Origin of the sequence: Pseudomonas sp. W2-17 (genome assembly GCF_041060445.1) — a bacterium.
GTDB lineage: Bacteria > Pseudomonadota > Gammaproteobacteria > Pseudomonadales > Pseudomonadaceae > Aquipseudomonas.
Map to the genome: position 1 here is coordinate 111,770 of NZ_JAUFNS010000013.1, position 24,748 is coordinate 136,517.

22 protein-coding genes are annotated in these 24,748 nt (G+C 61.7%); 9 read left to right on the forward strand and 13 right to left on the reverse strand.

Annotation, left to right across the window (positions count from 1 at the left end; genetic code table 11):
• Positions 1 to 52: 52 nt before the first annotated feature.
• Entirely contained in the window at positions 53 to 1,126 is a 1,074-nt protein-coding gene (locus QWI20_RS17410) for an AI-2E family transporter (protein ID WP_133776344.1), read from the reverse strand.
• 54 nt (positions 1,127 to 1,180) lie between these two features.
• Complete coding sequence (locus tag QWI20_RS17415; protein WP_369306555.1) at positions 1,181 to 2,242, reverse strand: DUF2066 domain-containing protein; 1,062 nt, start codon at positions 2,240 to 2,242, stop codon at positions 1,181 to 1,183.
• A gap of 331 nt (positions 2,243 to 2,573) precedes the next feature.
• Between QWI20_RS17415 and purM the strand changes: the two genes are divergently transcribed.
• The 4 genes from purM to QWI20_RS17435 all read left to right on the forward strand — a co-directional run bounded on the left by purM (position 2,574) and on the right by QWI20_RS17435 (position 5,501).
• Positions 2,574 to 3,632 carry a phosphoribosylformylglycinamidine cyclo-ligase gene (gene purM / locus QWI20_RS17420; RefSeq protein WP_369306503.1) on the forward strand — a complete coding sequence of 353 codons (1,059 nt, stop codon included), beginning with the start codon at positions 2,574 to 2,576 and terminating at the stop codon, positions 3,630 to 3,632.
• 8 nt (positions 3,633 to 3,640) lie between these two features.
• Positions 3,641 to 4,291, forward strand: coding sequence for a phosphoribosylglycinamide formyltransferase (purN, locus tag QWI20_RS17425; RefSeq protein WP_369306556.1), 651 nt, complete (start codon positions 3,641 to 3,643; stop codon positions 4,289 to 4,291).
• Between the two features lie 8 nt (positions 4,292 to 4,299).
• On the forward strand, positions 4,300 to 5,016 hold the full coding sequence (locus tag QWI20_RS17430; RefSeq protein WP_369306504.1) for a DUF3108 domain-containing protein: 717 nt from the start codon (positions 4,300 to 4,302) through the stop codon (positions 5,014 to 5,016).
• A 296-nt stretch (positions 5,017 to 5,312) separates the two neighbouring features.
• A complete protein-coding gene (locus tag QWI20_RS17435) occupies positions 5,313 to 5,501 on the forward strand; it encodes a hypothetical protein (protein WP_172609298.1) in 189 nt (62 codons plus the stop codon).
• 87 nt (positions 5,502 to 5,588) lie between these two features.
• On the opposite strand, the gene QWI20_RS17440 is transcribed toward QWI20_RS17435, so the two are convergent.
• The 7 genes from QWI20_RS17440 to QWI20_RS17470 all read right to left on the reverse strand — a co-directional run bounded on the left by QWI20_RS17440 (position 5,589) and on the right by QWI20_RS17470 (position 14,202).
• A complete protein-coding gene (locus QWI20_RS17440) occupies positions 5,589 to 6,131 on the reverse strand; it encodes a DUF2058 domain-containing protein (RefSeq protein WP_369306505.1) in 543 nt (180 codons plus the stop codon).
• A gap of 26 nt (positions 6,132 to 6,157) precedes the next feature.
• Positions 6,158 to 6,991 (reverse strand): nucleoside triphosphate pyrophosphohydrolase, encoded by an 834-nt coding sequence (mazG, locus tag QWI20_RS17445; RefSeq protein ID WP_369306506.1) that lies wholly within the window; start codon positions 6,989 to 6,991, stop codon positions 6,158 to 6,160.
• Between the two features lie 170 nt (positions 6,992 to 7,161).
• Positions 7,162 to 9,405, reverse strand: a complete 2,244-nt coding sequence (gene relA, locus QWI20_RS17450) for a GTP diphosphokinase (protein WP_192172862.1) — start codon at positions 9,403 to 9,405, stop codon at positions 7,162 to 7,164.
• 156 nt (positions 9,406 to 9,561) lie between these two features.
• Entirely contained in the window at positions 9,562 to 10,917 is a 1,356-nt protein-coding gene (rlmD, locus tag QWI20_RS17455) for a 23S rRNA (uracil(1939)-C(5))-methyltransferase RlmD (protein ID WP_369306507.1), read from the reverse strand.
• Positions 10,917 to 11,819 carry a cysteine synthase CysM gene (gene cysM / locus QWI20_RS17460; protein WP_369306508.1) on the reverse strand — a complete coding sequence of 301 codons (903 nt, stop codon included), beginning with the start codon at positions 11,817 to 11,819 and terminating at the stop codon, positions 10,917 to 10,919. The genes rlmD and cysM overlap by 1 nt, the downstream gene beginning before the upstream one ends.
• A 260-nt stretch (positions 11,820 to 12,079) precedes the next feature.
• Positions 12,080 to 13,447, reverse strand: a complete 1,368-nt coding sequence (locus QWI20_RS17465) for a histidine kinase sensor domain-containing protein (RefSeq protein ID WP_369306509.1) — start codon at positions 13,445 to 13,447, stop codon at positions 12,080 to 12,082.
• 8 nt (positions 13,448 to 13,455) lie between these two features.
• A complete protein-coding gene (locus tag QWI20_RS17470; protein WP_369306557.1) occupies positions 13,456 to 14,202 on the reverse strand; it encodes a response regulator transcription factor in 747 nt (248 codons plus the stop codon).
• Between the two features lie 351 nt (positions 14,203 to 14,553).
• On the opposite strand from QWI20_RS17470, the gene QWI20_RS17475 reads away from it, so the two are divergent.
• From QWI20_RS17475 to QWI20_RS17495, 5 genes are all read left to right on the forward strand, one after another.
• Entirely contained in the window at positions 14,554 to 17,307 is a 2,754-nt protein-coding gene (locus QWI20_RS17475; protein WP_369306558.1) for a response regulator, read from the forward strand.
• A 177-nt stretch (positions 17,308 to 17,484) separates the two neighbouring features.
• The gene (locus QWI20_RS17480; protein ID WP_369306510.1) at positions 17,485 to 18,471 is read left to right on the forward strand and encodes a 2-hydroxyacid dehydrogenase; all 987 of its coding nucleotides are present in this window, start codon (positions 17,485 to 17,487) and stop codon (positions 18,469 to 18,471) included.
• A gap of 85 nt (positions 18,472 to 18,556) precedes the next feature.
• A complete protein-coding gene (locus tag QWI20_RS17485; protein ID WP_065992852.1) occupies positions 18,557 to 18,994 on the forward strand; it encodes a hypothetical protein in 438 nt (145 codons plus the stop codon).
• On the forward strand, positions 18,991 to 19,395 hold the full coding sequence (locus QWI20_RS17490) for an META domain-containing protein (RefSeq protein WP_369306511.1): 405 nt from the start codon (positions 18,991 to 18,993) through the stop codon (positions 19,393 to 19,395). The genes QWI20_RS17485 and QWI20_RS17490 overlap by 4 nt, the downstream gene beginning before the upstream one ends.
• 279 nt (positions 19,396 to 19,674) lie before the next feature.
• Positions 19,675 to 21,594 (forward strand): ATP-binding protein, encoded by a 1,920-nt coding sequence (locus tag QWI20_RS17495; protein ID WP_369306512.1) that lies wholly within the window; start codon positions 19,675 to 19,677, stop codon positions 21,592 to 21,594.
• 29 nt (positions 21,595 to 21,623) lie between these two features.
• Here QWI20_RS17495 and QWI20_RS17500 read toward each other — a convergent pair whose 3' ends face one another.
• The 4 genes from QWI20_RS17500 to QWI20_RS17515 form a co-directional block, all read right to left on the reverse strand.
• A complete protein-coding gene (locus QWI20_RS17500; RefSeq protein WP_369306513.1) occupies positions 21,624 to 22,190 on the reverse strand; it encodes an ankyrin repeat domain-containing protein in 567 nt (188 codons plus the stop codon).
• Positions 22,191 to 22,243: 53 nt separating this feature from the next.
• Complete coding sequence (gene katB, locus QWI20_RS17505; protein WP_369306559.1) at positions 22,244 to 23,719, reverse strand: catalase KatB; 1,476 nt, start codon at positions 23,717 to 23,719, stop codon at positions 22,244 to 22,246.
• A 222-nt stretch (positions 23,720 to 23,941) separates the two neighbouring features.
• Positions 23,942 to 24,106, reverse strand: a complete 165-nt coding sequence (locus QWI20_RS17510; protein WP_369306514.1) for a hypothetical protein — start codon at positions 24,104 to 24,106, stop codon at positions 23,942 to 23,944.
• Between the two features lie 194 nt (positions 24,107 to 24,300).
• On the reverse strand, positions 24,301 to 24,729 hold the full coding sequence (locus tag QWI20_RS17515) for a molybdopterin-binding protein (protein ID WP_369306515.1): 429 nt from the start codon (positions 24,727 to 24,729) through the stop codon (positions 24,301 to 24,303).
• Positions 24,730 to 24,748: the final 19 nt, after the last annotated feature.

Consider the following 24,748-nt stretch of genomic DNA (forward strand, 5'->3'; position numbering starts at 1 on the left):
AGGAGGCGCGCGGTGAGCACCGCGCGCCGGTACGCATCCTGATTCGCGGGAATCAGAGATCCGGGTCGTCCAGACCGCCGTAGATGTCCGAATCCTTGTACAGGTCATGAACATGGCGCACCAGGACCATGATCACCGCCGCCACCGGCAGGGCCAGCAGGATGCCGGTGAAGCCGAACAGCTCGCCGCCCGCCAGGATCGCGAAGATCACCGCAACCGGGTGCAGACCGATGCGGTCACCCACCAGCAACGGGGTCAGCACCATGCCTTCCAGTGCTTGACCGACCATGAACACCGCGACGATGCCCAGCATTGGATACAGGTCGCCGCCGAACTGGAAGAAGCCCGCCAGAATCGCCGAGCCGATGCCGATCACGAAACCCATGTACGGCACGATGGCCGCCAGGCCGGCAATGACACCGATCAACAGGCCCAGCTCCAGCCCGACCAGCATCAGGCCGGCGGCGTAAATCACGCCCAGCGCAACCATCACCAGCAACTGGCCGCGAATGAACGCACCCAATACCTCATGGCACTCGTCCGCCAGCGCGACGATCTTCTTCTCGCGGTGACGCGGGAGCAGGCTGCGCACCTTCGCCATCATCACGTCCCAGTCGCGCAACAGATAGAAGCAGACCACCGGGATCAGCACCAGGTTGGTCAGCCAGCCGATCAGCGCCAGGGTCGAGGTGGTGGCCTGGGACAGGACGATGCCGACGATGTCGCCGGTCTGGCCCATGTGCTCGGAGATCGCCGCCTTGACCTTGTCGAACTTCCAGAACCCTTCTGCCAGCCCCAGCTTGGCCTGCGCCCACGGCATGGCCGTGTGTTGCAGCCAGTCGAGAATCTGCGGTGCCAGTTCATACAGGCGGTAAAGCTGCTTGGCCAGCATTGGCACCAGCACCAACAGCAGGCCCATGAAAATCAGGGTGAACAACAGGAACACGGTCACCACACTCATGGTGCGTGACAGCTTCAGTTTTTCCAGCCGGTCTGCCAGCGGATCGCCCATGTACGCCAGCAGCAGCGCCACGAGGAACGGCGTCAGAATCGAATGCAGCAGCCAGACGAACAAACAGACCAGGACAACCCCGCCCAGCCAGAACCAACGACGCGTATCAGTCATTACTGCCTCTTTCCCCAGGATGATGTGCTTCGTGCAACGTCGTTATGAACCTGTTCACCAACGGAAGTGCAATGCGCTGTCCGAATCAGCAGGCGGCTGCGGTGCTACCGGCGTGCCGTCCGCAGCAACGGGCGCGGCGCTGACCGGCGCGCTGGCGATTTCACCGGCCGGCACTTCCTGCAGTTTCGCCAGCGCCAGTTGGGAACGCAACTGATCGGGGCTGCCGCTGACGTCGAACGCGATGCGATCACCGTCGGCTGATTTCAAGCGGCCGCCGAACGGTTCGAGCAGGCGCAACAGCTGCGCGTAACGCTCAAGATTCATGCCTTGTACATCCAGCACCATGCCCGTCGCGGCACCCGGTTTGACCACGAAGCGCGGCGCCAGACGCTGGCTCACCGCCAACAGCACCGCGTCGGCCAGTTCCGCCGAGCTCGCGCCGCTGGCACTGCCCTGCTCCATCTTGTCGCCCAGCCACAGGTGCCATTTGCCCTGCCACTGGCCGCCGTTTTCCTGCGCGTGAACCGCCAGAATCGCGTCCGAGCCGTAGCGCTCGGAAGCCTCCTTGAGCGGGCCGACGTTATTGCCGTCGAGGGTCTTGGCGTTGCCGATGCCCTGCTCGCCAAGGTCCGCCAAGGGGAGACGCAACGGCAGACCGCGATGCTGAGCGGCGCGGCGAAGAGGTTCGGCAGACGCCTGGCCGTCGCCGACGAGGTTGGCGCCGTCAGTCGCGTCGTTCAGCCACCAGGCCATGATCACCGGACGGTTGGTGCCCCACAACGACAGCCCCGCCTGGCGCATCACGCGTTCGGTGCTCGCCGGATCGAAATCGACCTGCAGGGTTTCAGGCGGGCCGGCGTCGTAGCCGTACTGGCTGATGATTTGCTGAGGGTCCTTGCGCACCTCGGCAAGGCCGCCGTTTTGCACAGCCTTGGGATCGCCGGTCAGGCGGATGACCAGGGTTTCCAGCGCGGCCTGGGTGGCGCGGGTTTTCTCGTCAGGGGTCTGGCCGCTGACGGGCTCGCGCACCTGATAAAGAGTGTTCATCGTCTCGGCGAGCGCCGGCAGACTCATTAATGACAGGCAACCCACGAACAGGCAGTTTTTTAGGCGCATGAATGAAGGTGGACGCATGAAGGATTCCCGCTGGGTAAAAAGGCAACGCTATAAATAGCTGCATGAACATGAGTGACTCGACTCTGACCGCAGACGCGTCCGAATCGCTCACTCAGGCGCCAACGTTACACCGGATCCCGCCAGCGACGAACGGGTGCGGCGGGATAAACCGGGTTATTTTTTCTTCACGACAGTCCTGCCCGTCGGCCCAAGGATGGCCGCTTGCGCCCAACCCTGATAAAATCGCGCGCCTTCGCAGACCGGCGATGACAAGGCCCCGCGTCGTTGCCACTCGGTCGTTACCCCGAATCCCCCCCTAAAGGCCTGGATCATGAGCAAGCAACCCTCCCTGAGCTACAAAGACGCCGGTGTTGACATCGACGCCGGTGAAGCGCTGGTCGAACGCATCAAGAGCGTCGCCAAGCGCACCAAGCGCCCGGAAGTGATGGGCGGCCTCGGGGGCTTCGGCGCTCTGTGCGAAATCCCGGCCGGCTACAAGCAGCCTGTTCTGGTGAGCGGCACCGACGGTGTCGGCACCAAGTTGCGTCTGGCCTTGAACCTGAACAAACACGACACCATCGGCATCGATCTGGTCGCCATGTGCGTCAACGATCTGGTGGTCTGCGGCGCCGAGCCGCTGTTCTTCCTCGACTACTACGCCACCGGCAAACTGAACGTCGACACCGCGGCCCAAGTGGTCACCGGCATCGGCGCGGGCTGCGAGCTGGCCGGCTGCTCCCTGGTCGGTGGCGAAACCGCTGAAATGCCTGGCATGTACGAAGGCGAAGACTATGACCTGGCCGGTTTCTGCGTCGGCGTCGTGGAAAAAGCCGAGATCATCGACGGCTCCAAGGTTGCCGCCGGTGACGCGCTGATCGCTCTGCCGTCTTCCGGTCCGCACTCCAACGGCTACTCGCTGATCCGCAAGATCATTGAAGTGGCAGGTGCCGATATCGAAAACATCCAGCTCGACGGCAAGCCGCTGACCGAACTGCTGATGGCACCGACGCGCATTTACGTCAAGCAACTGCTCAAGCTGATCAAAGACACCGGCGCGGTAAAAGCCATGGCCCACATCACCGGCGGTGGCCTGCTGGACAACATCCCGCGCGTGCTGCCTGAAGGCGCCCAGGCCATCGTCGACGTGGCGAGCTGGATCCGTCCGGCGGTCTTCGACTGGTTGCAGGAAAAAGGCAACGTCGATGAGCACGAAATGCACCGCGTACTGAACTGCGGCGTCGGCATGGTCATCTGCGTCGCCCAGGAACACGTTGAAGTCTCGCTGAACGCCCTGCGTGAAGCCGGCGAGCAGCCTTGGGTGATCGGCCAGATCGGCACGGCTGCCGAAGGCGCTGCACAAGTCGAGCTGAAGAACGTCAAGGCTCATTAATGCCTGACATGCCCCAACCCTGTGATGTGGTGGTGCTGCTGTCCGGCACTGGCGGCAACCTGCAGGCGATGATCGACAGCTTTCAGGACAGCGCGAGCCCTGCGCGCATCCGGGCGGTGATTTCCAACCGCGCCGATGCCTTCGGGCTCGAGCGGGCCGCTCGCGCAGGGATCGACACCCTGGTGCTGGATCACACCGGCTACGAAGGTCGCGAGGCTTTCGATGGGGCGCTGATCGAGGCCATCGATTCGTTTCAGCCGTCGCTGGTCGTGCTCGCCGGCTTCATGCGCATCCTCACGCCCGGATTCGTCCGCCATTACCACGGCCGACTGCTGAACATTCACCCTTCCCTGCTTCCGCTGTATAAAGGCTTGCACACCCATCAACGGGTGCTCGACGCCGGCGATGCCGAACATGGCTGCAGCGTGCACTTTGTCACGGAGGAACTCGATGGGGGGCCTCTGGTCGTACAGGCAGTTGTTTCTGTAGAGTTGCACGACACGCCTACCACGCTGGCACAGAGGGTTCACGCCCAGGAACACCTGATTTATCCCCTGGCCATTCGCTGGTTCGCCGAAGGACGTTTGACCCTCGACGAACATGGCGCCTCACTGGACGGCCAGCCCTTAGGGCCCAGCGGCCACTTGATCCGACCTTAGGAGATATTATGCGTCGCGCTTTGCTCTTCGCTTTCGCCCTTTTCGCACTTCCCGCAGTCAACGCGGCAGACCTTCAACCTTTCTCCGCCAGCTACACCGCTGACTGGAAACAGCTGCCCATGAGCGGTGGCAGCGCCAGCCGCAGCCTCGAGAAGAACGCCAACGGCTCCTGGACCCTGAGTTTCAAGGCGTCGATGATGATCGCCAGCCTGACCGAAGTCAGCACCCTCAAGGTCGACAAGGATCAACTGCTGCCACAGACCTACCACTTCGAACGTGGCGGCCTGGGCAAGAGCAAGACGGTCGATCTGGTATTCGACTGGCCTACAAAGTTCATCACCGGTTCGGACCGTGGCAACGCGGTGAAAATCCCGCTGAATGCCGGCATCCTCGACAAGTCCACCTACCAGCTCGCGCTGCAGCATGACGTGGCGGCGGGGAAAAAGAGCATGTCGTATCAGGTCGTCGACGGTGACGAAATCGATACCTATGACTTCCGCGTGCTGGGCACCGAAAAGGTCGACACCAAAGTCGGTTCGGTAGACGCCATCAAGGTCGAGCGCGTACGTGATCCAACGCAGAACAAGCGCATCACCGTGATGTGGTTCGCCAAGGACTACGACTACCTGCTGGTTCGCCTGCAACAGGTTGAAACCGACGGCAAGGAATACAACATCATGCTGCAGGACGGCACGGTGAACGGTAAGTCGGTCAAAGGCAGCTGATTCAGCCAGCTGTTACACGCACGACACCGAGCGCAATCCAAAAAAACCCCGCCTTCATGGCGGGGTTCTTTTTGGCGTCGATAAGTGATTCAGGCCTACATGAAAGATTCTTCATGGCCTTCAACCGGGTGTGACAAAACGCCACACTCCCTTCGAATACAAGCATTTAGCGCACTGTTACGGATTCTGTAAATAACTGTTGCCGGATGTGCACATTTACTTGGCTGGTCGGCAAAAACTATAAAGAAGTCCTGCGACGTCCTGCCGCAGATATTCAAGAGTCAGGAGTTTGCACTATGACCGTAACTGTTACTGAACGCGACGACGCCCATATCTCCCACGAGACCATCGCCGATGGCATCCAGATCTGGGATGTACGCCAACAAGACCAATTGGTAGGGATGTTTCATTACGAATCGGACGCACAGCGTTACGCAGCAGAGCTTGCCGAGCAAGAAGCCAAGCTACAGGCCAGTCACTCGTAATTTCGGAATCGCAGCAAAACAAAACCCGCCTGTTGGCGGGTTTTGTTGTTTTAGGGCGTCACGCGCGGGGGCGCTTATTGCGGACGCTTACCACATCAGATCATCCGGGATCTTGTAGGCGGCGTACGGATCGTCACCCTCCGGCTCTTCAGTCGGGGCGCTGAGCATGACGATGCGGCGCGGGTCGCGCTCCTGCACCTTGAGCGCGGCTTCGCGGGGGATCACCTCGTAGCTGCCGCCGTGGTGCACGATGGCCAGCGCGCCGCTGCTGAGCTTGCTGCGCATCAGGCCGTTGACCGATAGGCGCTTGACCTTTTTGTCGTCGACGAAGTTGTAGTAGTCCTCGGTGGTCAGCTTCGGCAGGCGCGTGGCTTCGATCAACTGCTTGACCTGGGCGGCACGGGCTTTCTGCTCGACCTTTTCCTGCTGCTGACGATTCAACTCCTGGTCACGTTTGGCTTTCTCTGCCATTGCTTCTTGGGCAGCGCGCTGGCTGGTGTCGTCCGCCACTGCCTGGCCCTTGTGCACCAGACGCTGCTCCTTCTGCTTGCTCTTGCTGGCCTGCTTCGCCTGTTTTTCATTGACCAGGCCGGCTTTCAGCAACTGGTCACGAAGGGAAATACCCGCCATCTGTTTTCTCTCTCTAAATAGTCAACTCAACCGCAGTTGGGCGTGATCTTTTCCTGACGCTTGGCTTCGCCCCAGAGCGCATCCATCTCTTCGAGGCTGCAATCTTCGATGGGGCGCCGGGTGTCGCGCAAGGCCTGTTCGATAAATCTGAAGCGCCGCTCGAATCTGGCGTTGGCGGCGCGCAGGGCATTTTCCGGATCGACCTTGAGGTGCCGAGCCAGATTGACGGCGGCAAACAGCAGATCGCCGACTTCTTCGGTGATGGCCGCGCTGTCGTTGTCGGCCATGGCTTCGAGAACCTCATCGAGTTCCTCACGGACGTTATCGACCACCGGCAATGCGTCCGGCCAATCGAACCCGACCTGGGCGGCGCGCTTCTGCAACTTCGCTGCCCGCGACAATGCCGGGAGTACACCCGGCACGTCGTCGAGCAGGGAAAGCTGCTCGGGGGCATTGGCCTTTTCGGCACGCTCCTCGGCCTTGATCTGTTCCCAGCGATGCTTGACCTGATCTTCGCTGAGGCGCGGGGTTTCAAGCGGCGCGTACAGATCGCCGGTCGGGAATACGTGGGGATGGCGGCGAATCAGTTTGCGGGTGATGCCGTCGACCACACCGTCGAACTCGAAGCGCCCTTCTTCCTGCGCCAGCTGGCAGTAATACACCACTTGAAACAGCAGATCGCCGAGCTCACCGCGCAGGTCATCGAAGTCGCCACGCTCGATGGCGTCGGCCACTTCGTAGGCTTCTTCAAGGGTGTGCGGCACGATGCTCGCGTAATTCTGCTTCACGTCCCACGGGCAACCGAATTGCGGATCGCGCAAGCGGGCCATGAGCGTGAGCAGGTCTTGGAGGCTATACATTGAAATCCGGCTCATGTTGTAGCGAACGGGTCATGTTATGTGATCCCAGGTCGGGCATCGGGTGCCTGATGAAGCGTCATCGCGAGCAAGCTCACTCCTACAGGTAAATTGCGTTCGCCTGTAGGAGTGAGCTTGCTCGCGATAGCGTCAGTGCAGACAACACAGCGCCATCAAGGCGTTCTATTACGCCGCGTTTCGATGATGTTCGGCAGTTGCGAGATGCGTCCCAGCAGCCGGCCCAGCGCGTCCAGGCCCGGGATCTCGATGGTCAGCGACATCAGCGCGGTGTTGTCTTCCTTGTTCGAGCGGGTGTTGACTGCCAGCACGTTGATGCGCTCGTTGAGCAGGATCTGCGAGACGTCACGCAGCAGCCCGGACCGGTCGTAGGCACGGATGATGATGTCCACCGGATAGGTGAGCACCGGCACCGGGCCCCAGCTGACCTGAATGATCCGTTCGGGTTCGCGCCCGCCCAGTTGCAGCACCGAGGCGCAGTCCTGACGGTGAATGCTCACGCCGCGGCCCTGGGTGATGTAACCGACGATCGCATCGCCCGGCAGCGGCTGGCAGCAGCCGGCCATTTGCGTCATCAGGTTGCCGACGCCCTGGATCTGAATGTCCCCGCGCTTGCCCGGCTTGTAACCCGTGGCCTTGCGCGGAATCAGCTCCAGTTGCTCGTTGCCGCGTTCCGGCTCCACCAGTTGCTGAGCCAGATTGACCAACTGCGCAATGCGCAAGTCGCCGGCACCGAGGGCCGCGAACATGTCTTCGGCCATCTTCATGTTGGCCTTCTCGGCCAGCTTGTCGAAGTCCACCTGAGGCAGCGCCAGACGCGCCAGTTCGCGCTCCAGCAGCACCTTGCCGGCGGCGACGTTCTGATCGCGGGCCTGCAGCTTGAACCAGTGCACGATCTTCGCTCGCGCCCGGGACGTGGTGATGTAACCCAGGTTCGAGTTCAGCCAGTCGCGGCTCGGCGTGCCGTGCTTGCTGGTGATGATCTCCACCTGCTCGCCGGTCTGCAGGCTGTAGTTGAGTGGGACGATGCGGCCGTTGATCTTGGCACCACGGCAGTTGTGGCCGATCTCGGTGTGCACGCGGTAGGCGAAATCCAGCGGCGTCGCGCCCTTGGGCAGGTCGATGGCGTGACCGTCCGGGGTGAACACGTAGACGCGGTCGGGCTCAATGTCGACGCGCAGCTGTTCGGCCAGCCCGCCGATGTCGCCCAGCTCTTCATGCCACTCGAGCACCTGACGCAGCCAGGAGATTTTCTCTTCGTAATGATTGGAGCCGGATTTGACGTCGGTGCCCTTGTACTTCCAGTGCGCGCAGACGCCCAGTTCGGCCTCTTCGTGCATGGCGTGGGTGCGGATCTGCACTTCCAGCACCTTGCCCTCAGGACCGATCACCGCTGTGTGCAGCGAGCGATAGCCGTTTTCCTTGGGGTTGGCGATGTAGTCGTCGAATTCCTTGGGAATGTGCCGCCACAGGGTGTGGACGATGCCGAGGGCGGTGTAGCAGTCGCGCATCTCAGGCACCAGCACGCGAACGGCGCGAACGTCGTAGATCTGGCTGAATTCCAGGCCTTTGCGCTGCATCTTTCGCCAGATCGAGTAGATGTGCTTGGCCCGGCCACTGATGTCGGCCTTGACGCCGGTGGCCAGCAATTCGTTCGACAGCTGCGACATCACGTCGGTGATGAAGCGCTCGCGATCGAGCCGACGCTCGTGCAGCAACTTGGCGATCTGCTTGTATTGCTCGGGCTCCAGGTAACGGAAGGACAGGTCCTCCAGCTCCCATTTGATGTGACCGATGCCCAGCCGGTGGGCCAGCGGCGCGTAGATGTCGAAGACTTCCCGGGCAACACGGTTGCGCTTTTCATCGTCGGTGTTCTTCACCGCGCGGATGGCGCAGGTGCGTTCAGCCAGCTTGATCAGCGCGACTCGCACGTCGTCGACCATGGCCACCAGCATCTTGCGCAGGTTTTCGACCTGGGCCTGGGTACCGAGCACCAGGGACTGGCGCGGGCTGAGACTGGCGCTGATCGCCGCCATGCGCAGCACGCCGTCGATGAGCTTGGCGACTGTGGGGCCGAAGCGCTGGTTGACGTCAGGCAGCGAGATTTTGCCTTCGCGCACGCCGCGATAAATCACGGCGGCGACGAGTGAATCCTGATCGAGCTTGAGGTCGGCCAGAATTTCAGCGATTTCCAGGCCCGTCTGAAAACTCGACGTGCCCTCCGCCCAGAGGTTCTTGGCGGCGTTGTCCTGCTGCTCGGCGTGCCGGGCAAATTCACAGGCCTCTTTCAAGGCCTGTCGGTCCACTGCGAGGTCGACGCTGACCACGTGATCCAGCCACGCGTCGAGGTTGATACTGCCGTCTGTGTTGATCGGCTGGTGGGGTCTCACCTGTACCATGTTGCTTACCTTCCCTACGGCGCGATGAAATGCGCCTTCAGTCGCCGGCCTTCTTGAGCGCGTGCGCCTTGCGGGCCATGCAAGGTCGCGTACGCGCGGGCCAGTCGGATTAAACGAGACTCCGTGTAAGGCATCGGCATTTCCTGAGCCGCCGCCTCACTTGCTCGCTTCAAATAACGCCATCGCCTCGACATGCGCTGTCTGCGGGAACATATCGAGGATTCCGGCACGTTTTAAACGGTAGCCCTGCTTGATCAATTCAACGGTATCGCGGGCCAGCGTAGCCGGGTTGCACGACACATAAAGGACGCGCCGAGCGCCCAGTGACTTGAGCTTGCCCACTGCTTCGAACGCACCGTCACGCGGCGGATCGAGCAGCACTGCGGCGAAACCTTCCGCCACCCAGGCCGCCTTGTCCAGTGGCTGCGACAGATCGGCCTGATAAAACTTCACGTTGTTCAAACCGTTGCTGGCGGCATTGGCCGTCGCCCGCTGAACCATGGCGTCGACGCCCTCCACGGCCACCACGTCGCGCGTCATTTGCGCCAGCGGTAGAGCGAAGTTACCAAGCCCGCAGAACAAGTCCAGCACTCGTTCGTCCTTGCCGGGCGCGAGCCAGTCCAGGGCCTGTTCGATCATCGCGGTATTGACCTGAGCGTTGACCTGCACGAAGTCGCCGGGACGATAGGCCAGGGACAGATTCCACGGCTCCAGGCGGTAGCCCAGTTGCGCAGAAGGGTCGACCGGCTGTGGTTCGCCTTCGCCGTGCAACCACAGCTGCGCGTCATGGGTTTCGCAAAATGCTTTGAGAATTGCCAGATCGTTTTCAGGCAGCGGCGCGGTGTGGCGCAGCAGCACGGCGCTGGCCGACCCGCTGAACAGCTCGACATGCCCCAGCGCCTGAGGTTTGCTCAGGCTGCGAAGCATGGGCGCCAGCGACGTCATGATCGGTTGCAAGGCCTGTACCAGCACCGGGCATTGCTCGATGGCGATGATGTCCTGACTCGCTGCGGCGCGGAATCCGACGTCCAGCCGTTTGGCGCGGGCGTCCCAGCGCACCGCGACGCGGGCGCGGCGACGGTAGGCATATTCATCACCGGTCAGGGGCGCGGCCCATTGCTCCGGCTCGACCCCGGCGATGCGGCTCAATTGCTCGGCAAGCATGCTCTGTTTCAGGGCGAGCTGTTCGGCGTGGGGCATGTGCTGGGTGCTGCAACCGCCGCAACGGCCGAAATGCGGACACGCTGCGGGGCGCCGTATCGGGCTGGCCTGGAACACGCGTTCGGTGCGGGCTTCAACGACTTTGCCGTGGGCATTGAGCACGCGGGCCTCGACCTCTTCGCCGGCCAGACTGCCCATGACAAACCAGGTGCGACCTTCGACGAAACCGATGCCGCGACCGTCGTTGGCCAGCCGCTCGATGGTCAGGCGTTGTTTTTTACCGGTAGGAACCTGCGTGGTCTGGGTGCCACCGCTGGGCTGGAAACGCAGGCCTGCATCACGCTTGGCCATCAGTTGGGCGCATCGTAGACGCCGGTCGACAGGTAACGGTCGCCGCGGTCACAAATAATCGCGACCATCACCGCGTTCTCGACTTCCTGGGACAGCCGGAGCATCCCGGCCACTGAGCCGCCCGACGACACACCACAGAAAATGCCTTCTTCCCGCGCCAGACGACGCATGACGTCCTCGGCTTCGGCCTGGCCCATGTCCATAATCCGGTCGACACGCTCGGCCTGATAAATGCTCGGCAGGTATTCGGTTGGCCAGCGGCGAATGCCCGGAATCGACGCGCCGTCCATAGGCTGGAGGCCGACGATCTGGATGTTTGGGTTCTGTTCCTTGAGGAAACGCGAGGTGCCCATGATGGTGCCGGTGGTGCCCATGGAGCTGACGAAATGGGTAACGGTGCCGCCGGTCTGCTGCCAGATTTCCGGGCCGGTGCCGACGTAATGCGCCTGTGGGTTGTCGCCATTGGCGAATTGGTCGAGCACCTTGCCGCGGCCTTCCGCCTGCATGCGCTCGGCCAGGTCACGGGCGCCTTCCATGCCCTCTTCCTTGCTGACCAGAATCAGCTCGGCGCCATAGGCAGTCATGGCGGCCTTGCGCTCGGCGCTGGAGTTGTCGGGCATGATCAGAATCATGCGATAGCCCTTGATCGCCGCGGCCATGGCCAGGGCGATGCCGGTGTTGCCGGAGGTGGCTTCGATCAGGGTATCGCCGGGGTGGATCTGCCCACGCAATTCGGCGCGGGTAATCATCGACAGCGCCGGGCGGTCCTTCACGGAACCGGCCGGGTTATTGCCTTCGAGCTTGAGCAGCAACGTGTTGCTGGTGTTCCCAGCCATGCGTTGCAGACGCACCAGCGGGGTGTTGCCGACGCAATCGGCGATGGTTGGATACTGCAGGGTCATGGCGTTTTCGCGATCCAGACGTGCGGGGGTCGCCTATCATACCGGCAATCGTTGCCAGCCCATATCACGCAAAGTGAGGGGGTTATCGCTGAATGGAATAAGGCATGTCCCTGGGATTGTCTGGGCCGGGCACTGAACCCTGTAGGAGTGAGCTTGCCCGCGATTGCATTATCACCGGCAACCTTTACGTCACAGACACCACGCATCGCGAGCAAGCTCACTCCTACAGTTCGGGTTGAGCTGCAGATCCAGCAGCGACATCAGGCCTGCCGGGCCGGCAAACGCATGATCATTCTCAAGCCCCGCCCCGTGTTTTCGGCCCACAAGTCCCCACCCTGCAGACGCAGGGAATTGCGCGCGATGCTCAGCCCCAGCCCGAATCCACCGTCACCGGGGCGGGCGCCGTCCAGGCGGATGAACGGCGCAAAAATACGCTCGAGATCGCCCTCGTCGATCCCGCCACCCTGATCTTCCAGCCACAACAACCAGTCTCCCCCTTCGCGGCGACCGTCGAGGCGCACGATGCCCTCGGGCGGAGAATGGCGAATGGCGTTGCGCAGGATGTTTTCCAGCGCCTGGGCCAAGGTGTTGAGATGGCCACTGAGCCAGCATTCGCTGTCCAGATCGCAGCGCAACTGACGGGCCGGCCAGCAGGTTTCGAAACAGGCGTCGTCCACCAGCATCTCCCACAGCGCCACCACCTGAATGTCTTCGCCGGGGAGTTTTTCGCGTTCGGTGTCGAGCCAGGCCAGTTGCAGGGTGTCGTCGACCAGGCGGCGCATGCCGTCCACTTCCCGGCTCAGGCGCTCGCGCAGTTCAGGGAGGGTTTGCTCGCTGTCGCACGCCACCCGCAGGCGACTCAGGGGCGTGCGCAATTCGTGGGAGAGGTCACGCAACAATTGCTGCTGAACCTGCACCGTCGAGTGCAGGCGCGCGGCCATGTGATCGAAGGCGCGGTTCAGCTCGCCCAACTCGTCGCGTCGCTCGGTCATTTGCGGGGACAGTCGGCTCGACAATCGATCGGCGCGCCACGCGTTGGCCTGTTCGCGCAGTTGGTTGAGCGGACGAATCAGCAGGCGATACAGCCCAACGCACAGCAGCAGGGTAAACAGCGCGGGAATCAGCACGTTGGTCAGGATTTGCCCGACCCACGCATACCGACCCGGTTTGAAGCGCTCGGGCAGTTCGATCACCAGACTGCCGGCGCCCGGGTTGCCGGGAAACGCGATCTTCAGCCAGGGAACGGTCTTCTGCCGCGTGCTCATCGGCCAGTCGATGCCGCGCATGAACGTCAGCCGTTGCGACTGATCGCGGGTCAACGTCGTGCTGCCGAGCGATTGCAAGTCGCTGCCGATGACCCCGACCCAGCCGGTTTCCTGCTGACGGACCTGTTTCAGCCATTCGTCGATGCCGGGCTGACCGCCGCTGGTCCACGCCCTTTCGGCCTGCGCCGCATAGTCGTTGAGCACCTGATGGGCCTCGGCATTCAGATAGGCGTTGCGGGTCTCGATGTAGCGGCCCCAATACCAGCTGAGCCAGATCATCAACAGGCAGAAACCGACCAGCAGAACGGCCAGTTTCCAGAACAGCGAATGCCGGCCGGGTACCCGTTTGCGCGGCTCAGCCATTCGACACCTCAGGCATCCAGCACCGCCGCGGTCAGCACGTAGCCCTTGCCCCACACAGTGCGCAGTTGCCGCGCCTGATAGCCGACGGCCTTGAGCTTGCGACGAATCTGGCTGATGTGCATGTCCAGGCTGCGGTCGTGCTGGGAATAGCCGCGCTGCAGGACATGCTGATAAAGGAAGGCTTTGCTGAGGACGTCTTCCTGGTTGCGCCACAAGGTGTCGAGCAGGCGGTATTCGCTGCCGGTCAATTGCGCAGGGCTACCGGCGAAGAAGACGTCGCAGCGGCCTTCATCGAAGGTCAGGCCGTCTTCTTCAGGTTTCTCCACGTCGGCATCGGGCTCGTTGGCGGTCTGGGCATGGAAGCGTCGTTCCAGGTCGACCCGGCGCAGGATCGCTTCGATGCGCACGCGCAACTCATCGACGCTGAAGGGTTTGGGCAGGTAATCGTCGGCGCCGTTCTGGAAGCCGGTGATGCGGTCGGCCTCGGCGCCGAGGGCGGACATGAGGATGATCGGCACCGTGTGGCGGCGGCGCAGATGGGTGAGGATGTCGAGGCCGTTCATGCCCGGCAGCAAGATGTCCATCAGCACCACATCGAAGGGTTCACGTTGCGCACAGGCCAGTCCTTCGGCGCCGTTCTGACACCAGGTCACCAGAAACCCGCAGCGATCGAGTTGGTCGTGGACAAAAGCGCCGAGCACGACATCGTCCTCGATGGCGAGTATGTGGGGGCGGTGGATGCTGGCGGGAGTCATTGGCGTCTGCGACTGATTCTCAAGAAGAGGATTATTCAAGATTGCGCGCGACGGGGCAATGCTGGCTTGCCGGCGATGCGTTCTTTTTGGCAGGACTGCGTCGCTTAGGCAGGACCGGCTTCATCCGGGAAGAGGCCAGTGTGAACGACGCGTATTTTGCGGCGTGACGACCGACGCCTTCCCGGCTAAAGCCGGTCTTACAGGGGAAGTATCCAGTCCCATCACGTACGCAAGCGCCGGTCCCACTGTGTGCAGGAAGCGCAAATGACTACACTGCGCAGTGATTGCGCGTCACACGCTGCATTGGCGCAGCAGTTGCCTGAATTCGTGCCGGGTTGGTGGAGAAGAAGTGTGCTGAGAAAAGTGGGCATCAAAGGCCGCGTCATGCTGCTGACCCTGCTCCCGGCCTGCCTGATGGCGGCGTTGCTGGGGGGTTATTTCACCTGGATGCAGCTGACCGAGTTGCAGACCCAGCTGCTCAAGCGTGGCGAAATGATTGCCAACGAGTTGGCGCCGCTGTCCGCCGGCGCGCTGGCCAGCGGCGATCAGGCCATGCTGGAACGCATCGCCGGGCAGGTGCTGGAACAGGCCGACGTGCGCGCGGTGTCGTTCCTTGACGCTAACCGGGCGATGTTGGCCCATGCCGGCCCGAGCATGATCAACCAGGCCCCCATCGGTAACAGCACGCACATGCTGCAGCGCTCGGAAAATGACGCCACGCGCTACCTGATGCCGGTGTTCGGGCGCAGCCGTCATCTGACCGGTGATGTCGTGCCCGCCGAAGCCGACCGTCTGCTGGGCTGGGTCGAGTTGGAACTGTCCCACAACGGCACGCTGCTGCGCGGTTATCGCAGCCTGTTTGCCAGCCTGATCCTGATTGTCATCGGCCTCGGCCTGACCGCCATGCTGTCGCTGCGCATGAGCCGCACCATCAACGGCCCGATCACCCAGATCAAACACGTCGTCGCCCAACTGAAGGATGGCAATCTGGAAGCGCGATTGCCGCCCATGGGCAGTTACGAGCTGGATGAACTGGGTTCGGGCATCAACCGCATGGCGGCGACGTTGCAGAACGCCCAGGAAGAATTGCAGCACAGCATCGAGCAGGCCACCGAAGACGTACGCCAGAACCTGGAAACCATCGAGATCCAGAACATCGAGCTGGACCTGGCGCGCAAGGAAGCCCTGGAGGCCAGCCGGATCAAGTCCGAGTTTCTGGCGAACATGAGCCATGAAATCCGCACGCCGCTCAACGGCATCCTCGGTTTCACCCACCTGTTGCAGAAAAGCGAACTGACGCCGCGTCAGTACGATTACCTGGGCACCATCGAAAAATCCGCCGACAACCTGCTGAGCATCATCAACGAGATTCTGGATTTCTCGAAGATCGAGGCCGGCAAGCTGGTCCTCGACGCGATCCCCTTCAACCTGCGCGACCTGTTGCAGGACACCCTGACCATCCTCGCCCCCGCCGCCCACGCCAAACAGCTGGAGCTGGTAAGTCTGGTTTATCGCGACACGCCGCTGTCGCTGGTGGGCGATCCGCTGCGGCTGCGGCAGATCCTGACCAACCTCGTCAGCAACGCGATCAAGTTCACCCGCGAGGGCACTATCGTGGCGCGGGCGATGCTGGAGGAGGAGCACGACACCACCGTGCAACTGCGCATCAGCGTGCAGGACACCGGCATCGGCCTGTCCAGTCAGGACGTGCGCGCGCTGTTTCAGGCGTTCAGTCAGGCGGACAATTCGCTGTCGCGGCACTCCGGCGGCACCGGCTTGGGGCTGGTGATTTCCAAGCGACTGGTGGAGCAGATGGGCGGTGAGATTGGCGTCGAGAGCACGCCGGGGGAAGGCTCGGAATTCTGGATCAGCCTGACGCTGCCGAAAACCCGCGACGACCTCGAAGACCTGCCCGCCCCGCCGCTGCTGGGCCGGCGCGTGGCGGTGCTGGAGCATCACGACCTGTCGCGCCAGGCCCTTGAACATCAACTGGAAGACTGCGGCCTCCAGCCGATGGTCTTCAACAATCTGGAAAACCTCATCAATGGCGTGACGGTGGTGCACCAGACGCCCCACGCCATCGACATGGCCGTGCTCGGCGTCACCGCCCACGAGCTGCCGCCCGAGCGCCTGCGCCAACAGATCTGGGACCTGGAAAACCTCAACTGCAAAGTGCTGGTGCTCTGCCCCACCACCGAACAGGCGCTGTATCAGTTTTCCGTGCCCGATGCTTATAACCAGTTGCAGGCCAAGCCGGCGTGTACGCGCAAATTGCGCCGTGCGCTGTCGGAGCTGATCCAGCCCAAGCAGTTGCGCAACGAGGTGCCGGAGCCACTGTCGAGCCGGCCGCCGCGCATTCTCTGTGTGGACGACAACCCGGCGAACCTGTTGCTGGTGCAGACCTTGCTCGAAGACATGGGCGCCAGGGTCAAGGCCGTCGACAGTGGTTATGCGGCGGTGCAGGCGGTGCAGGATGAACCCTTCGATCTGGTGCTGATGGACGTGCAGATGCCGGGCATGGACGGGCGTCAGGCCACCGAAGAAATTCGCAGCTGGGAGAGCGAACGTCAGGCCTCGTCGCTGCCGATCGTCGCCCTCACCGCCCATGCCATGGCCAACGAAAAGCGCGCGCTGTTGCAGAGTGGGATGGACGATTACCTGACCAAGCCGATCAGCGAACGTCAACTGGCGCAGGTGGTGCTGAAGTGGACCGGGCTGGCGCTGCGCAATCAGGCGCCGGAGCGGCACGTCGAAATCGCCCAGGGCGGTATCAATCTGCAGGTGCTCGATCACGAGGAAGGGCTGCGGCTGGCGGCGGGGAAAGCCGACCTGGCGGCGGACATGCTGGCGATGCTGCTGGCCTCCCTCGCCACCGACCGCGAAGCCATCCTCACTGCCCGCGAGGCCAGGGACAACGTCGCACTGATCGAACGCGTCCACCGCCTTCACGGCGCGACCCGTTACTGCGGCGTCCCGCAATTGCGCGCGGCCTGTCAACGCAGCGAGACCCTGCTGAAGCAGGAATCGGCGGACAGCGACAAGGCCCTGGATGAACTGGAGAAGGCGATCAACCGCCTGGAAACCGAGGCCCGTGTGAGTGCTTGATCTGGGTCCCTGGTTTTTTGTTCTGTGATGGATAGGCTGCAGGGTTCGGGGTGGGTCAGGTCAAATAGAGGGCCTGACAGAACGCCTTCGCGAGCAAGCTCACTCCTACAGTGGATGCGGGGTGCCTAAATCCTACGTTCGACGCGACATTGCAGGCCCATCTATAAAGGAACAACCATGCGCACGCTTATCTACAGCAGCCAGACTTACGACCGCGAGAGCTTTCTTGGCGCGCAGATCGCGCCGGACATCGAACTGCATTTCCAGCCCGCGCGATTGACCCTGGACACCGTGGCGCTGGCCGATCAGTACGAGGTGGTCTGCGCCTTCATCAACGACGACCTGAGCGCGCCGGTTCTGGAGCAACTGGCCGCAGGCGGCACACGACTCATCGCCCTGCGCTCGGCCGGCTTCAATCACGTCGACCTCGACGCTGCCAAGCGCCTGGGCCTTAGCGTCGTGAGGGTTCCGGCCTACTCGCCCCATGCCGTGGCCGAACATGCCGTGGCGTTGATCCTGTCGCTGAACCGCCATCTGCACCGCGCCTACAACCGCACCCGCGACGGCGATTTCAGCCTGCACGGCCTGACCGGTTTCGATCTGGTCGGCAAGACCGTCGGCGTGGTTGGCACCGGGCAGATCGGGGCAACGTTCGCGCGGATCATGGCCGGCTTCGGCTGCCAACTGCTGGCCTACGATCCGTACCCGAACCCGCTGGTCGAAGCACTGGGCGCCCGCTATCTGCCCCTCGACGAACTGCTCGCCGAAGCGCAGATCATCAGCCTGCACTGCCCGCTCAACGAGCACACCCGGCACCTGATCAACCCCGACTCGCTGTCGCGCATGCAGCACGGCGCGATGCTGATCAATACCGGGCGCGGCGCGCTGGTGAACACGCCGGCGCTGATCGACGCGCTGAAGAGCGGCCAGCTCGGCTACCTCGGGCTGGACGTCTATGAAGAGGAAGCGCAGCTGTTTTTCGAAGACCGCTCGGACCTGCCGCTGCAGGACGATGTACTGGCGCGACTGCTGACATTCCCCAATGTGGTGATCACCGCCCATCAGGCGTTTCTGACCAAAGAAGCCCTCGGCGCCATCGCCCAGACTACGCTGGATAACATCACCGGTTGGGCGGCGGGCAGCCCGCAGAATCTGGTGCAGTGAGCGCGTTCTCTGCCGATCCCGGGCCGGTCGGCAGCGAGAATCCCCTCTCTAAAGTGTTAGCATGCGCGCCTATTTGGAGACCCCCATGGCCGAACACGATTTCCGTTACAGCATGCTCACCCCGCAACACACCCTGATCGAATGCCGCAGCCTGGCCGTCGGTCGCTACCAGGTCACCGGCAACGGCGGCTCGATCAAGCCCGACGACGTGCTGCTGGTCACCGTCAAAGGCAGCAAAGAGCTGTTCATGCGCTTGAACGTCGAAAAAGTCCGTCACCTGATCAACCCGACCGGTCAGTGGGTCGCCGTTGCCAATGGCCCGGCGTTCACCGAGTTGGCGATCCATCAGTGGAAAGTGAACTGCAACGACTGCGGCAAAGAGCGCGACATCGAATTCATGGTCGACGGCAAAGACGGCAAAAAAGCCCTCAAGCCTGCTGCCACCGCACGCATCGAGGAACTGGGCTGGAAGGTCGTCGGCGAGAACCACCTCTGCCCTGCCTGCGCGAAGAAAGCGGCATGAAACCGCTTTTGCTGACACTGCTGGCGGCCACGCTGCTGGCGGGATGCGCCACCGAAACCCCCGCGCTCAAACAAGACCACGGCTACGTGCTGGAATGGATCGGTGAACGGCCGTTGATCGACAACAGCCACCTGACCATGACCCTGGGCAACGACGGCCGCGCCTACGGCAACGCCGGCTGCAACCACTGGTTCGCGTCGTACCAGTTGCAGGGCAATACGATTACCTTCGGCCCGGTCGGCAGCACCCGCAAAATGTGCGCGCCGGCGCTGATGGAACAGGAACACCGGTTCCTCGAAGCGATGGGCAAAGTGCAGCGGTGGGATGTGTCGCCCATCGAGCAATTGCGGTTGTGGCCGGCGCAGGGCAAACCGTTGCGGTTCTGGCTGGAAGAGGACTGACTGCCTTAGTCCACGTAAATCGCCACCCTGCGCCGCAACAACTGCTTGCCCTCTGAGCGCGACCTGGCGGCAGGTCGCGCTCGCTAGCGTAGCCACTCCGCCGGAGCGCTTGCATGTGGAGTGGTCCACTGCTCATATAGGCGGGTGCCACAGGCCGCTCAAGCAGCCCGCGCTTTCGCCGATAGCCCTTACACCATCGCCCTTACACCGCTGCCCCTCTCTTTCATGCACGACTGGCTGTGCGTACCCGAGAGTCCGGATCTGAACCCTGGAGCCCACTTGATCAGTATTTTGTCATCGCGCCTTGAGCGGGTTCGACGCTTTGCCCGCACTCGACGAGGCAAGCCGGCTCGTTACGCGGGCGCACTTCTGATCGTTACGCTGTGCTGCGTGCTTCGCTCCACGCTTCCCTTTACCGCCCTGCCCTACCTGTTTTTCATTCCCGGATTGATGTTCATCGGCTTTTGCTTCGGGATCGGGCCATCCGCGTTTGGTTGCGTGCTGGCGGTTCTGGCTGCGCAATATTTCTTCATCGGCGAGATCGGTTTCAACGATGGCTTTTCGGCCTGGGCCAGCAGCGCGAGCTTCGCATTGGTGACCTTCGGCATGTCAGTCATCTGCGCCTTGTTCCAGAAGAGTCTGAACGCGCTCTCCGATTTAAATGAGCGTCTGGAGCATGAGGTCGAGCGCCGCACCCTGGAACGGGATGGCATATGGAATATCTCCCCTGACCTGATTTGCATGCTGTCCGAACGTGGCGAAGTCGTAGCGATGAATCCATCCTGGCCACTCGCGACGGGATACGCTGAACATGCACTCAAAGACGGGGCATTTTTCAGCTTTATCTCTCCTTCGCAGTTGTCCGATGCCGTGGGCAGGCTGAGCGAGGTGCCGGTCGCTGAACTCGACAGCCAGGGCCCGCGCAGCAATGGAACGCCGCTGCATCTGAACTGGCGAATTGCACGCCGCGGGAGGTATTACTTCGCAGTAGCCCGAGACATCTCCGTTCAAAAGGAACGCGAGGAGGCCTTCGAAGAGGTCAGATCGCAATTACAGCAAAGTCAAAAAATGGAAGCGGTCGGCCAGCTGACGGGCGGTCTGGCGCACGACTTCAATAACCTGCTGACGGTGATCACCAGTAGCCTGGACATGCTTGAACAACGGCTTGCTCAAGGTAAGCACGGCGAACTTCCACGGTACGTTGGTCTGGCACGCAATGCATCCGATCGCGCCGCATCTCTCACCCATCGTCTGCTGGCCTACGCCAGGCGTCAGACACTGGCAAGTACGGTAATCGATCCGGCAGTGTTGGTTGAGGAAATGAAGGATCTGATCAGCAGAACGCTTACCCCTCGTATAGAACTGGAGGTACTGGCGGCCAGGAACGCGGTGCTGTGCTTTTGCGACGCGCATCAGTTGGAAAATGCGCTGCTGAACCTGTGCATCAATGCACGCGACGCCATGCCCCAAGGGGGCCGGCTACAGATTGAGGTCACCTCCGTGCGCATCGAGCCGGCGCAAGCCACCGGGACGCTCAGCGCAGGTGGATATGCACGCTTCAGCGTCAGCGATACCGGAACCGGTATGCCGCGCAGCGTGCTCGAGCGCGCATTTGATCCGTTCTTCACGACCAAACCCCTAGGTTCCGGCACTGGCCTGGGCCTATCGATGGTGCATGGCTTTGCCCGACAGTCATCCGGGGACGTGCAGATTGAGTCCCAGGTGGGCACAGGCACTACGGTGAACCTGTTTCTGCCCTTGCATCAAGGTGCGGCATCGGCACCCGGCCTTGTCTCGCCAGCGGCGGCGGAGGACAAGGCTCACACGCCGTGCGGATCCATATTGGTGGTCGACGATGAAGACGCCATCCGCGATCTGATAAGCGAAACATTGCTGGATATGGGCTATCAGGTCGCCAAGGCATCAACCGCTGCTCAAGCGCTACAGCAGCTCGAGCGACTGCCTGAGGTGAGTTTGCTCATCACCGATATCGGCCTGACGGGCGGCATGAGTGGCGATGAGTTAGCCGTAGCCGCGCTGGATGCGAGGCCGACGCTCAAAGTCTTGTTCATCTCCGGTTTCGCCGAAAACAGCATCCCCGCGATCGCCTTGAAAAGCGGCCAGACTGAATTGCTGCTCAAACCTTTCGCGATGAAACATCTCAAGGTGCTGACTCAGCAATTACTGACGCCGGGCTGAAAGCGCCCGCCTTTAGCGCCTGCGAGCAGTCATCTGGTCGCCGGCAACGGCTGAAACTCGCCGCGCTCCAGGTTTTGCACCTTATTGCCCATGGCGTCAGTGGCGTTGAGATCCGCGCCTTTGGCTGCCAGTGCGTCAAGAACATCCTTGCGATGGAACAGCGCCGCGTACATGGCGGCGGTCTGACCCGCGTTATTGCGTTGATCGGGCGCGCAATTAGCGTCGACCAGTTGCCGAGCGATGCTCAGTTCGCCTTTGAAGATTGCCCCCATCAACGCCGTGTTGCCCCGCAGATCCTTGGCGCAGGGATCAGCGCCGGCGTTCAGCAGTTGGGTCACGGTCGATTGTTGGCCGTGGTACGCGGCGAGAATCAGGGCGGTATAGCCTTTTTCGTCCTGCACGTTCAGGTCAAACTTTGCGTTGATGAATTCGGTGAGCATGTCCTGGCGGCCGTCTCGGGCGGCCTGGAAAAACAGCTCCCGAAGTTGCGCCTGGGTGTCGCCGGCAGTGTCGGCACCGTTGCCGCTATCGGATGGGCTGGCTTGGGCCACGCCCGCCGCCAGACACAGCAGCAACGCATAAAAGGTTGTGCGCATGTGATGTCCTCCAGAAACCCCGACCCACCGTGCAAACGGGTCGGGGTGGTCGGTCAGTCCTGCAGTGCCGCGGCCAGTTGCTTGACCTTGGCCAGATCGCCATTGGCAACCTTGGTCACGCCGGTGCCGTATTCCGGATCTGCCTTATAGAGAAACGACAGCATGATGTTCTTGCTCTCGGTATCGGTGGTCGCCAGGGATTCACCAAAACTCTGAATCAGGTCCTTGCGGTCCTTCTCGCTGTAGGAACGATACAAGTCGCCCGCCTGCTTGAAGTTTTGCTCTTTCTGGATCTTGGCTTGCTGTGTGCTGCCGGACAGTGGCAGTTGGCTGTAGCGCGCCTCTTCAGCCGCTGGACGCGGATTGAGTCGGCTTGGCTCGTAGTTCACGCCAGTCGTGGTGTGCCCGGTATTGAGGGGGCCGTCCTGGTTGCCGTTGTTGACCTTGACCCGTGGCGCGTTGATCGGAAGGCTCAACACGTTAGGCCCCACGCGATAGAGCTGGGTGTCCGCGTAGGAAAATACCCGGCCTTGCAGCAGGCGGTCTTCCGAAGGCTCGATACCCGGCACGACGTTGGCCGGCGCCATGGCGACCTGCTCGGTCTCCTGGAAGAAGTTGTCCACGTTCTTGTTCAAGACCATCTGGCCGATTTTACGCTCGGGGATATTCGGCCAGATTTTGGTGGCGTCCAGCGGGTCGAAGTCGAACTTCGCCAAGTCCTCAGGCTTGACCACCTGGACGTACAGGTCCCACTTCGGGAAGTCGCCTTTGTTGATGGCGCCCACCAGATCGTGGGTCAGGTGGCTGTAGTCCTTGGACTGCACTTCAGCAACCTGCTTGGGATCGAGGTTCTTGAGGCCCTGCAGGCTCTTCCAGTGAAACTTCACATAGTTGACTTCGCCCTTGGCGTTCACCAGTTTGTAGGCATGCACGCCGTTGCCATCCATAGTGCGATAGCTGGCGGGTGTGCCTTCGTTGGAGTACAGCAAGGTCAACGTGCGCGTGGCTTCCGGGACGTGGGAGAAGAAATCGAAACGTCGCGAATCGTCATCCAGATTAGTGCGCGGGTCAGGCTTGAAGGCGTGGACCATATCCGGGAACTTGATCGCGTCGCGGATAAAGAACGTCGGGAAGTTGTTACCCACCAGGTCCCAATTGCCGTCGGCCGTGTAGAACTTGGTGGCAAAGCCGCGCGGGTCACGCAGGGTTTCAGGGGAGTTATTGCCGTGGACAACGGCGGAGAACCGCACGAAAACCGGGGTGTGCTCGCCTTTGCGGAAGACCGTGGCCTTGCTCAGATCGGAGGCGTCGTCGGATGCAACGAATTCGCCATGCACGCCGGTGCCGCGAGCATGCACGACACGCTCCGGAATGCGTTCACGGTCAAAGCGCTGAAGTTTTTGCAGCAACTGCACATCTTGCAGCAGGACCGGACCGTTTGGGCCGGCAGTCTGGGAGTTCTGGTTATCGCCAACGGCGGCGCCGTTGTCGCGGGTCAGGGTGTCAGCGTACGCTGCAGAACTGACCATCAGGCTCGCGCCAATCAGGCTGGCTGCGATAGGGGATCGGGGTAAGTACATCTCGGTCTCTCTCTCTGTTTTTGGTTGTTCTGAGAGTGAAAGCCTACGGCCAGAGCCCGCGATTGCTGAATTAGTTCTGTCTATGTGCTTGATACATTTAAAGATATTGACGTGCTGACGACAATGGCCGGCCCGATCAGCACAGTATTCGTTGTCGTTCCAGGTGTAACGTCAGCCCGTGGGCACCGCCATCCTGTGCCGCAACAACCGCTTGCCCCCCTGCGCGCTGAGCTCGACATAGTGATAAGTCGCGCAGGAAATCGTCACGACCACCGCCAGAATCAGCCGTGCCGTCAGGTCGTTCAGCCAGGCATGCTCACGGATATCACCCAGCATCGGCGCGGCTTCAAAGCCGGTTTTTTCTCTGCAGCCAGATCGCGGCTCGACGTGAGTTCCACGGGAATGGAAGGATGTCGCTCGTGGTGCATCGACGCTCTCGATAAGCGCCGCAACAGGGCATCAGAAAACCGAAACCACGTATTAAAGGGAGTTGATTCACCGGTACGGATAAACCGGCGAATCACAGACAATCAGGCGGGTACACCCAGCACGACGTGAGATGCCTTGATCACGGCCGTGGCACTGACACCAGGCTTAAGTCCCAGCTCGTCGACCGCTTCGCGGGTGACAATGGAAAACACTTCCGTGCCTCCCGACAATTGAACAACCACTTCGGAGTTGACCGAACCCTCGCTGACTCGGCTGACCTTCCCTTCCAGGCAGTTACGCGCTGAAAGGCGAATATCGCTGGACTCAGTCATTAGCATTACCCAAGGTGCCTTTATCAGCGCAATGGCTTCCTTGCCGACTGCAATACCCAAGCTCTTGATGCTTGCCAAAGTGACCACGGCCACTAATGTTTCGCCGCCGGCGAGGGTCAGCACCACTTCAGCATTGACGGTGCCGTTGTGAACCTCACTGACCGTACCCTTGAAAACGTTGCGTGCACTGACCTTCATTGACCGATTACCTATTTAT

Bases quoted from the DNA above. Each gene is read 5' to 3' on its own strand.
- QWI20_RS17410 (WP_133776344.1), bottom strand. From the start codon at position 1,126: ATGACTGATACGCGTCGTTGGTTCTGGCTGGGCGGGGTTGTCCTGGTC.
- QWI20_RS17415 (WP_369306555.1), bottom strand. From the start codon at position 2,242: ATGCGCCTAAAAAACTGCCTGTTCGTGGGTTGCCTGTCATTAATGAGT.
- purM (WP_369306503.1), top strand. From the start codon at position 2,574: ATGAGCAAGCAACCCTCCCTGAGCTACAAAGACGCCGGTGTTGACATC.
- purN (WP_369306556.1), top strand. From the start codon at position 3,641: ATGCCCCAACCCTGTGATGTGGTGGTGCTGCTGTCCGGCACTGGCGGC.
- QWI20_RS17430 (WP_369306504.1), top strand. From the start codon at position 4,300: ATGCGTCGCGCTTTGCTCTTCGCTTTCGCCCTTTTCGCACTTCCCGCA.
- QWI20_RS17435 (WP_172609298.1), top strand. From the start codon at position 5,313: ATGACCGTAACTGTTACTGAACGCGACGACGCCCATATCTCCCACGAG.
- QWI20_RS17440 (WP_369306505.1), bottom strand. From the start codon at position 6,131: ATGGCGGGTATTTCCCTTCGTGACCAGTTGCTGAAAGCCGGCCTGGTC.
- mazG (WP_369306506.1), bottom strand. From the start codon at position 6,991: ATGTATAGCCTCCAAGACCTGCTCACGCTCATGGCCCGCTTGCGCGAT.
- relA (WP_192172862.1), bottom strand. From the start codon at position 9,405: ATGGTACAGGTGAGACCCCACCAGCCGATCAACACAGACGGCAGTATC.
- rlmD (WP_369306507.1), bottom strand. From the start codon at position 10,917: ATGGCCAAGCGTGATGCAGGCCTGCGTTTCCAGCCCAGCGGTGGCACC.
- cysM (WP_369306508.1), bottom strand. From the start codon at position 11,819: ATGACCCTGCAGTATCCAACCATCGCCGATTGCGTCGGCAACACCCCG.
- QWI20_RS17465 (WP_369306509.1), bottom strand. From the start codon at position 13,447: ATGGCTGAGCCGCGCAAACGGGTACCCGGCCGGCATTCGCTGTTCTGG.
- QWI20_RS17470 (WP_369306557.1), bottom strand. From the start codon at position 14,202: ATGACTCCCGCCAGCATCCACCGCCCCCACATACTCGCCATCGAGGAC.
- QWI20_RS17480 (WP_369306510.1), top strand. From the start codon at position 17,485: ATGCGCACGCTTATCTACAGCAGCCAGACTTACGACCGCGAGAGCTTT.
- QWI20_RS17485 (WP_065992852.1), top strand. From the start codon at position 18,557: ATGGCCGAACACGATTTCCGTTACAGCATGCTCACCCCGCAACACACC.
- QWI20_RS17490 (WP_369306511.1), top strand. From the start codon at position 18,991: ATGAAACCGCTTTTGCTGACACTGCTGGCGGCCACGCTGCTGGCGGGA.
- QWI20_RS17500 (WP_369306513.1), bottom strand. From the start codon at position 22,190: ATGCGCACAACCTTTTATGCGTTGCTGCTGTGTCTGGCGGCGGGCGTG.
- katB (WP_369306559.1), bottom strand. From the start codon at position 23,719: ATGGTCAGTTCTGCAGCGTACGCTGACACCCTGACCCGCGACAACGGC.
- QWI20_RS17510 (WP_369306514.1), bottom strand. From the start codon at position 24,106: ATGCTGGGTGATATCCGTGAGCATGCCTGGCTGAACGACCTGACGGCA.
- QWI20_RS17515 (WP_369306515.1), bottom strand. From the start codon at position 24,729: ATGAAGGTCAGTGCACGCAACGTTTTCAAGGGTACGGTCAGTGAGGTT.